The organism is Streptomyces odonnellii (assembly GCF_000981895.1).
In the GTDB taxonomy this organism is placed as follows: Bacteria; Actinomycetota; Actinomycetes; order Streptomycetales; family Streptomycetaceae; genus Streptomyces; species Streptomyces odonnellii.
This window is the reverse complement of sequence record NZ_LATD01000318.1, coordinates 1-8,632: the sequence shown is the minus strand read 5'-3', so window position 1 is coordinate 8,632 and position 8,632 is coordinate 1. Positions and strand designations below refer to the sequence as shown.

Here is an 8,632-nt window from a genome sequence, read left to right as displayed (position 1 = left end):
GGGTGGCGGCGCAGGACTTCGAGGAGTAGCGGGCCGGGGGGCGGCGGGCCGTGGGGCGCCCGCCCCGGGCGGGCATGGGGTGCCGGAAGATCGCCTGTCGCGCCCCGTTACGCTCGTCGGCATGAAACAAAGCGTGCTGTCCCGCTACCGGGTGATGGCGTATGTCACCGCCGTATGGCTGCTGGTCTTCACTGTCGCGATCATCCTGAAGTACGGGTTCGACACCGGCGACACGATGCTGATCTCCCAGATCCACGGCGTGCTCTTCATCATCTATGTGATCTTCGCCTTTGATCTGGGCTCCAAGATGAAGTGGCCGTTCGGCAAGCTGCTCTGGGTGCTGGCCGCCGGCTGCATCCCGGTCGCGTCGTTCTTCGTCGAGCCGAAGGTCACCCGCGAGGTCAAGGCGCAGCTCACGCAGAGCGACCCGGCCCTCGCCAAGGCATAGGTCCAGGCCCGGCCCGCGTCCAGGCCCAGGTCCAGGTCCAGGTCCAGGTCCGAACGAAAGACCCTGACCGCAACGCCCGCGCTTTCGAATGCGTGGGCGGTTGCCATCGACAGATAGTTGGACGTCCTAGTAAATTTGAGTGCATGGACGCCGACGCGATCGAGGCGGGCCGCCGCCGCTGGCAGGCCCGCTACGACAAGGCTCGCAAGCGCGACGCCGACTTCAGCACGCTCTCCGGGGACCCCGTGGAGCCGGTCTACGGGCCCCGGCCCGGCGACACGTACGACGGATTCGAGCGGATCGGCTGGCCCGGTGAGTACCCCTTCACCCGCGGCCTCCACCCCACCGGTTACCGCGGCCGGACCTGGACCATCCGCCAGTTCGCCGGCTTCGGCAACGCGCGGCAGACGAACGAGCGCTACAAGATGATCCTGGCCGCCGGTGGCGGCGGCCTCTCCGTCGCCTTCGACATGCCGACGCTCATGGGCCGCGACTCCGACGACCCGCGCTCGCTCGGCGAGGTCGGCCACTGCGGGGTCGCCATCGACTCCGCCGCCGACATGGAGATCCTCTTCGGTGACATCCCGCTCGGCGATGTCACCACCTCGATGACGATCAGCGGCCCGGCCGTCCCGGTCTTCTGCATGTATCTCGTCGCGGCCGAGCGCCAGGGCGTCGACCCGGGCGTGCTCAACGGCACGCTCCAGACCGACATCTTCAAGGAGTACATCGCCCAGAAGGAGTGGCTCTTCCAGCCCGAGCCCCATCTCCGGCTGATCGGCGACCTCATGGAGCACTGCGCGCGCTCCATCCCGGCGTACAAGCCCCTCTCCGTCTCCGGCTACCACATCCGCGAGGCGGGCGCGACGGCCGCGCAGGAGCTGGCGTACACCCTCGCGGACGGCTTCGGTTATGTGGAGCTGGGGCTCAGCCGCGGTCTGGACGTGGACACCTTCGCGCCCGGGCTCTCCTTCTTCTTCGACGCGCATCTCGACTTCTTCGAGGAGATCGCCAAGTTCCGCGCGGCGCGCCGGATCTGGGCGCGCTGGATGAAGGAGGTGTACGGGGCGCGCACCGACAAGGCGCAGTGGCTGCGCTTCCACACCCAGACCGCGGGTGTCTCGCTCACCGCGCAGCAGCCGTACAACAACGTCGTGCGGACGGCCGTGGAGGCGCTGTCGGCGGTCCTGGGCGGTACGAACTCGCTGCACACCAACGCGCTGGACGAGACCCTCGCGCTGCCGAGCGAACAGGCCGCGGAGATCGCGCTCCGTACCCAGCAGGTGCTGATGGAGGAGACGGGTGTGGCCAATGTGGCCGACCCGCTGGGCGGCTCCTGGTACGTCGAGCAGCTCACCGACCGTATCGAGGCCGACGCCGAGAAGATCTTCGACCGGATCAAGGAGCGCGGGCTGCGGGCCCACCCGGACGGGCGTCACCCGATCGGCCCCATGACCTCCGGCATCCTGCGCGGGATCGAGGACGGCTGGTTCACCGGCGAGATCGCCGAATCGGCGTTCCAGTACCAGCGGTCGCTGGAGAAGGGCGACAAGCGGGTCGTCGGCGTCAATGTCCACCACGGGTCGGTCACCGGCGATCTGGAGATCCTGCGGGTCAGCCACGAGGTCGAGCGTGACCAGGTCCGGGTGCTGGCGGAGCGCCGGGGCGCGCGCGACGAGGCCCGGGTGCGTACGGCCCTGGAGGGCATGCTGGCCGCGGCGCGCGACGGCTCGAACATGATCGGGCCGATGCTGGAGGCGGTACGGGCGGAGGCGACGCTGGGCGAGATCTGCGGCGTACTGCGGGACGAGTGGGGGATCTACACGGAGCCGCCCGGGTTCTGAGGGGCTTCAGCGACCGGGCCGGTGGCCGCTCCCGACAGGGGGCGGCCACCGGCTTTTCCCGTCCCGGTTCCCCGTCCCGGTTGCCTGCCTCGGTGCCTTGCCTCGGTTCCCTGCCCCGGCCGGTTGCCGCCGTTTTCTTGACCTGTTCTTGCGGTGGGCTCCTCTTGGCGGATACCTCTGAGTCAGAGCTAAAGTGATGGTATGACCACGACGGAGTTTCCCGACACGCTCGCCACCGTGCTGGCGGGAGTTCATCGGATGGTCCGGCGGCGGCTGCGCGACGGGCTGACCGCACCGCCGCTGCGGGGCGCGCAGGTCGATTTGCTGCGGCTGGTCGCGGCGCGGCCGGGGATCAAGGTGTCGGAGGCGGCCAGGGAGCTGTATCTCGCCGGGAACTCGGTCTCCACGCTGGTCAACCAGCTCAGCCGGATCGGCTATCTGCGCCGGGAGACCGATCCGTCCGATCGCCGGTCCGCGCGCCTGCTGCCCACTCCGGCGGCCCTGGAGCGGCTGGCGGACTGGGAGGCCCGCCGCTCGGCGCTGATGCGTGAACAGGTGGCGCACCTGACGGACGAGGAGCGCGCCGCCCTGGCCGCGGCCCTTCCGGCGCTGCGCAGGCTCGCCCAGAACATGCACGAGGAAGTGGAGCGCGTATGAGCGACAGAGCCACTGCCGGTACGCCGGAGCCGACGGGCCCCGGCGATACGGCCGATGCCACGGTCGGCGCCACTGACGCCGCACGCACGGCCGAGACCGAAGAAGCCGTGAGCTGCCGCGGTCTGGAGTACTCCTTCGGCGACACCAAGGCCGTCTCCGGGCTCGATCTCTCCGTCCGCTCGGGCGAGGTCTTCGGACTGCTCGGCCCGAACGGCGCCGGGAAGACGACCGCGATCCGCTGCATCACCACGCTGCTGCCCGTCCCCGCGGGCATGGTGCGGGTCTTCGGGCACGACGCGGCGAAGGAGCGGATGGCCGTTCGCCGGCTGCTGGGGTACGTGCCGCAGCAGCTCTCCGCCGATGCCGCGCTGACCGGCCGGGAGAACGTGACCCTGTTCGCCCGCGTCTTCGACGTGTCCCGCCGCGAGCGCGCCGAGCGGGTAGCCCAGGCGCTGGAGGCCGTCGACCTGACTTCCGCCGCGGACCGGCTGGCCAAGACGTACTCCGGCGGTATGGTCCGCCGCCTCGAACTCGCCCAGGCACTGGTCAGCGCGCCCAGACTGCTGATGCTGGACGAGCCGACGATCGGGCTCGACCCGATCGCCCGTACCAGCGTCTGGGAGCACATCAACGCCGTACGGAACGCCACCGGCATGACCGTCCTGGTGACCACGCACTACATGGACGAGGCCGAGCAGTACTGCGACCGCGTCGCCCTGATGCACCGCGGCCGGATCCACGCGCTCGGCACCCCCGGCGAGCTGCGGACCGAGCTGCGCGAACGGCGCGTCGCCGCCGGCGGCAAGGCGGCGGGCGAGACCGCGCCGACGCTGGAGGACGTCTTCCGCGATGTCGCGGGCCGGGGACTGGAAGAGGAAGGAGGGGACTTCCGCGATGTCAGGAACACGCGCCGTACGGCGTCCCGGGTCGGCTGAGGGCGAAGGCGCGGGCAACAGGACCGGCGCGGGCACCGGCACCGGCCCCGATCTCGGCCGTCTCGACCTGCTGCTCAAGCCGCCGCGCGCCCGCACCGGCTGGCGGGTCCTGCCCGCCCGGGTCATCGCGATGTGCGCGGTCGAGCTCCAGAAGCTGCGCCACGACCGGACCGAGCTGTACACCCGGGCCATTCAGCCCGCGCTCTGGCTGCTGATCTTCGGCGAGACCTTCACCCGTATCAAGGCGATCCCCACGGGCGGCATCCCGTACATCGACTTCCTCGCGCCCGGGATCATCGCGCAGTCCGCGATGTTCATCGCGATCTTCTACGGCATCATGATCATCTGGGAGCGGGACGCGGGCATCCTCACCAAGCTCCTGGTCACCCCGACCCCGAGAGCCGCCCTGATCAGCGGCAAGGCCTTCGCGTCCGGGGTGAAGGCGCTGATCCAGGCCGTCGTGGTGATCCTCATAGCCGCGGCCCTGGGCGTGGGGCTGACCTGGAATCCGCTGAAGCTGCTCGGTGTCGCGGTCGCGGTGGTCCTCGGCTCGGCGTTCTTCTCGTGCCTGTCGATGACGATCGCGGGGATCGTACTGACCCGTGACCGGCTGATGGGTATCGGCCAGGCGATCACCATGCCGCTCTTCTTCGCGTCGAACGCGCTCTATCCGGTGGCGGTGATGCCCGGCTGGCTCCAGGTGATCAGCAAGATCAATCCGCTGAGCTACCAAGTGGACGCCCTGCGCGGCCTGTTGCTCGGTACGCCGTCCCATCTGCTGCTGGACTACGGCGTGCTGCTGTTCGCGGCGGTCGTCGGCATCATGGCGGCCTCGTCGCTGCTGGGCCGCCTGGCGCGCTGAGAAGGGCCCGCCGGCGCGCCGGATACGGTCCGCCCCGGCCGGCCACGCGGCGTAACGTATGTACATACGGGCCCGGCGTATGCCCGGCGCATGTTCGTACGGGCTCGTGGCCGTTTTCTGAAGCGCGCGCCGAAGGGGGAGGATGTACTCATGCAGCCTAGGAACATGTCCATGAGCGGCGTCGTCGACCTCGCCGCGGTGAAGGCGGCCAACGAGGCCAAGGCGAAGGCGGAGCAGGCCCGTGCCGAGGCGGCCCGCCAGGGGGGTACCGGTGCCGTCCCCCCGTCCAGTCTGGTGATCGACGTCGATGAGGCGGGCTTCGAGCGCGATGTCCTCCAGCGCTCCACCGAGGTCCCGGTCGTCATCGACTTCTGGGCCGAGTGGTGCGAGCCGTGCAAACAGCTCAGTCCGGTGCTGGAGCGGCTGGCGCGGGAGTACAACGGCCGGTTCGTCCTTGCCAAGATCGATGTCGACGCCAATCAGATGCTTATGCAGCAGTTCGGGATCCAGGGCATCCCGGCGGTCTTCGCGGTGGTGGCGGGGCAGGCGCTGCCGCTCTTCCAGGGCGCGGCGCCGGAGGCCCAGATCCGGGGGACCCTGGACCAGTTGATCCAGGTGGGCGAGGAGCGCTTCGGGCTCACCGGCATCGCCGTCGACCCCGATGCCCAGGAGGGCGCCCCGGCGCAGCACGCCGTTCCGGCCGGTCCGTACGACGCGCTGCTGGAGGCGGCCGTACGGGCGCTGGACGCCGACGACTTCGCCGGCGCGGCCCAGGCGTACCGCAACGTGCTCGCCGACGACCCCGGCAACACGGAGGCCAAGCTGGGCCTCGCCCAGGCCGAACTGCTCGGCCGGGTACGGGCGATGGACCAGACGAAGGTACGGAAGGACGCCGCGGAGCGCCCCGAGGACGTCGAGGCGCAGATCGCCGCGGCCGATCTCGATCTGGTGGGCGGTCATGTGGAGGACGCCTTCGGCCGGCTGGTCGAGACCGTACGCCGGACCTCCGGTGACGAGCGGGAGGCGGCGCGCGTACGGCTGCTGAAACTGTTCGAGGTGATCGGCGGGGACGATCCCCGGGTGACGGCGGCGCGTTCGGCCCTGGCGCGCGTGCTTTTCTGACGCCTCGGCGGGTATCCCGGTGCTGTGGCGGCGGCGCCTTCGCGGTATCGTCCGATGTCCCGAACGCACGGGCGGCGGAACTATGCGGACAGCGGCCGCGCTTTACCAAAACTTGGTAAAAGTGGCCGCTGTTGCTCGCAGTAAATCGCACCCCCTCTTCTGTCCGGCTATGCGGGGCATTCGCCGCTTCTGGTGCGCCACCGGGAGGCACCCTGTGTGGCCGCCCGATGTCACCGGGTCGCCCGCTGGTTGTCAGGCCGTTACTAGCCAGTAACGAACCCCCTTGTGCCCCGGGCGCGAATGGACCACCATCGGCGACGCTCGGTCCAATACCGCACCAGCACGGCAGCCAGTCGCGCCGTCGGTCCTGGGTCCCCACCGGGCGGACCGGTGGCTGCGGCCGCCGGACCGGACAGGGGGGTTCCTGCCTTCCGGCAGGGCCTGTCCAGAGGTTGCGCGAAGGCGTGGCCAGTGGTTGTCGCTCGGGGGTGATCGCCGGTGGTTACGGGCGCGGTTGGCGCCCCCGGCACAGGCGCTCTCCTTCCCGAGGACGTAGCACTTCTCCCATCCCAGGACGGGCTCCAACCCGATCCGGAGATGTACGTCCGAGAAGGAGGAAATTCATGGAGTCCCAAGTGCGTGGCGGGACCAGATGGAAGCGGTTCGCTGTGGTCATGGTGCCCAGCGTGGCCGCGACGGCGGCGATAGGTGTCGCTCTGGCACAGGGGGCGCTCGCGGCGTCGTTCAGCGTGTCCGGCCAGAGCTTCAAGGTGAAGGCCGACCGCCTGGTCGGCCATGACTTCGTCCAGTACGGCGGTGTCGCCGAGGGCACGGACCTCGAAGGCAACACGGCCACCCACCCGGTGGCCGTCTCCGGGTTCAAGACGGCCACGATCACGAACATGTGCCAGTCCGTGGTCACCCCGCTGCCGCTGCTCAACACGAGCGTGACGCTGGTGCTGAACGCGGGCAACAAGGGCACCAAAATCCAGGCGCAGAACCTCTACCTCGATGTCGAATCCCTGGACGCCGACGCGGTGTTCAGGAACATCGACATCGGTATCGCGGCCGGTCAGAACAAGTCCCCCGGTATTCAGCCGGGGACGAAGGCCAATCCGTTCGGCTTCGCCCAGCAGGCCGAGACGGCCACGCTGACCGATGTGAAGCAGACGGCCTGGGCCACCACCGCGGGCACGTTCAAGCTCCCGGACCTGAGCCTCCGGCTCAAGGTCGGTGACCCCAAGAAGTACGAGTGCTACTAGGCATTCGCTTCGCGCGGGCCGCGCGGTCCTAGGACTGTTCCCTCCGCGGGACCGGCCCTGGGACTGTCCGGCCCGTCCGGCCCCCGCTCTCCGCACCACCGCTTCTCCCGCACCACCGCTTCTCCCGCACCACCGCATCCCGCACACCGCATTCCAGGGAGCTGTTTTCCATGAGCGCCGAGTCCACAGGTTCCCGCGGATTCACCTACTGGCGGCTTCGGTTCCGCGTCTGGCGGGGCACCCGGCCGTTCTGGGCGGGCCTGTTCACCCTTCTCGGCGGTCTGCCGATCTCCTACTTCCCGTACGCCCAGCTCCACCTCGGCAATCTCACCCTGGCCATGTCCACCACGGCCGGGGCGGGTTCGCTGATCATCGGCGTACTGCTGGTGACCCTGGGCCTGACGATGTGGTTCCACAGCATCGTCAGAGTCTTCGCCGGTGTCGCCGCCATCCTGCTGGCGCTGGTGTCGATCCCCGTCTCCAACATCGGCGGCTTTCTGCTGGGCTTCCTGTTCGCCCTGATCGGCGGCGCGCTCTCCATCTCCTGGGCACCCGGCAAACCGCCCCGGCCGGCCGCCGAGCACCATCACACCCCCCACCTGTCACCGGAGTCCCACAGCGCCGGTGAACCCTTTCCCGTACCGCGCGACGGGGAGGACCCGAACGTGACGGAAACGACTGCCCAGGCCAACGGCGGGAGGAACAGTGCGGGGTGACGAAACGCAGCGGATCGCGGCCGGGGGCGAGGAATCCCGGGAGAGAAGAGGGCCGCGCCACGCGGCCCCCAGGAAGTCGCTCCTGACCAAGCTGCACATACCCGCCGGCAAGGCGATCGCGCTGGCGGCCATGCCGACGGCGGTCTTCGTGGGCATGGGGCTCACGCCCAGACTCGCGCTGGCCGACGACAGCAAGGACATCCCGTTCGCGCCGGGGCCGTGTGTGACGCGCTCGGACGATCCGGACGAGTCGGAGTCGCCCTCGCCTTCGGCGTCGCCGTCCGAGTCGGCCTCGCAGTCGCAGTCGGACTCGCCGGCGCCGGGGGAGTCGCCGTCGGCGTCGGAGAGTGCCGGGGCACCGGGGCCGGGGCCTTCCGAGGGACCCGGGCCCGGGCCGACGGAGGGGCCTGGCGATGCGAGCCGTCCGCCGAGGCCCACCCCGACACCGACCCCGACGAAGTCCAAGAACCCGCTGGACCCGCTGGGGCTCGGCGATGTGCTGGGCGGCATCCTCGGCGTACGGGACAAGGACGGCGACAAGGCCGCCGACAAGGACGAGCCGCACAGCCCGGCGCCGACCCCGTCGGCCACCGCGACCGCACGGAGGCCGTCCACCGACCCGTCCGCCGAACCGGCCGGGTCCGCCGAGAAGCCAGAGCCGGCCGGCCCGGCGAGTGACGCGGCCGACGGCGCCGTCGACGGAACGGAAGAGGCGATCAAAGAGGCGGCCAGGAAGGCCGGAGTCACCGTCGAGGAACTCGACGAGAGCGCCAAGGGCCTGGACGC

The 8,632-nt window shown here is 70.0% G+C and carries 8 protein-coding genes and 1 pseudogene; all 9 read left to right on the top strand.

The window, feature by feature from the left end:
* Nucleotides 1-121: 121 nt before the first annotated feature.
* On the top strand, nucleotides 122-448 hold the full coding sequence (locus tag WH07_RS27315; protein ID WP_046505496.1) for a DUF3817 domain-containing protein: 327 nt from the start codon (nucleotides 122-124) through the stop codon (nucleotides 446-448).
* A gap of 143 nt (nucleotides 449-591) precedes the next feature.
* Nucleotides 592-2,292 (top strand): acyl-CoA mutase large subunit family protein, encoded by a 1,701-nt coding sequence (locus WH07_RS27310; RefSeq protein WP_046505493.1) that lies wholly within the window; start codon nucleotides 592-594, stop codon nucleotides 2,290-2,292.
* A 201-nt stretch (nucleotides 2,293-2,493) separates the two neighbouring features.
* Nucleotides 2,494-2,949: a MarR family winged helix-turn-helix transcriptional regulator gene (locus tag WH07_RS27305; protein ID WP_046505490.1), complete on the top strand. Its 456-nt coding sequence runs from the start codon at nucleotides 2,494-2,496 to the stop codon at nucleotides 2,947-2,949.
* On the top strand, nucleotides 2,946-3,884 hold the full coding sequence (locus WH07_RS27300) for an ABC transporter ATP-binding protein (protein ID WP_079023598.1): 939 nt from the start codon (nucleotides 2,946-2,948) through the stop codon (nucleotides 3,882-3,884). The genes WH07_RS27305 and WH07_RS27300 overlap by 4 nt, the downstream gene beginning before the upstream one ends.
* Nucleotides 3,844-4,746 (top strand): ABC transporter permease, encoded by a 903-nt coding sequence (locus tag WH07_RS27295; protein ID WP_046505488.1) that lies wholly within the window; start codon nucleotides 3,844-3,846, stop codon nucleotides 4,744-4,746. Before WH07_RS27300 ends, WH07_RS27295 begins: the two co-directional genes overlap by 41 nt.
* A 150-nt stretch (nucleotides 4,747-4,896) precedes the next feature.
* Nucleotides 4,897-5,868: a tetratricopeptide repeat protein gene (locus tag WH07_RS27290; protein WP_079023597.1), complete on the top strand. Its 972-nt coding sequence runs from the start codon at nucleotides 4,897-4,899 to the stop codon at nucleotides 5,866-5,868.
* 623 nt (nucleotides 5,869-6,491) lie between these two features.
* The gene (locus tag WH07_RS27285) at nucleotides 6,492-7,130 is read left to right on the top strand and encodes a DUF6230 family protein (RefSeq protein ID WP_046505483.1); all 639 of its coding nucleotides are present in this window, start codon (nucleotides 6,492-6,494) and stop codon (nucleotides 7,128-7,130) included.
* A gap of 170 nt (nucleotides 7,131-7,300) precedes the next feature.
* Nucleotides 7,301-7,846, top strand: a complete 546-nt coding sequence (locus WH07_RS27280; protein ID WP_046505481.1) for a DUF6114 domain-containing protein — start codon at nucleotides 7,301-7,303, stop codon at nucleotides 7,844-7,846.
* A pseudogene (locus WH07_RS27275) lies at nucleotides 7,836-8,632 on the top strand (hypothetical protein); the annotation flags it as partial. The gene WH07_RS27280 and the pseudogene WH07_RS27275, both read left to right, overlap by 11 nt.

What these genes read in the sequence shown, in the direction of transcription:
- WH07_RS27315 (WP_046505496.1), top strand. Translation starts at nt 122, where the DNA reads ATGAAACAAAGCGTGCTGTCCCGCTACCGGGTGATGGCGTATGTCACC.
- WH07_RS27310 (WP_046505493.1), top strand. Translation starts at nt 592, where the DNA reads ATGGACGCCGACGCGATCGAGGCGGGCCGCCGCCGCTGGCAGGCCCGC.
- WH07_RS27305 (WP_046505490.1), top strand. Translation starts at nt 2,494, where the DNA reads ATGACCACGACGGAGTTTCCCGACACGCTCGCCACCGTGCTGGCGGGA.
- WH07_RS27300 (WP_079023598.1), top strand. Translation starts at nt 2,946, where the DNA reads ATGAGCGACAGAGCCACTGCCGGTACGCCGGAGCCGACGGGCCCCGGC.
- WH07_RS27295 (WP_046505488.1), top strand. Translation starts at nt 3,844, where the DNA reads ATGTCAGGAACACGCGCCGTACGGCGTCCCGGGTCGGCTGAGGGCGAA.
- WH07_RS27290 (WP_079023597.1), top strand. Translation starts at nt 4,897, where the DNA reads ATGCAGCCTAGGAACATGTCCATGAGCGGCGTCGTCGACCTCGCCGCG.
- WH07_RS27285 (WP_046505483.1), top strand. Translation starts at nt 6,492, where the DNA reads ATGGAGTCCCAAGTGCGTGGCGGGACCAGATGGAAGCGGTTCGCTGTG.
- WH07_RS27280 (WP_046505481.1), top strand. Translation starts at nt 7,301, where the DNA reads ATGAGCGCCGAGTCCACAGGTTCCCGCGGATTCACCTACTGGCGGCTT.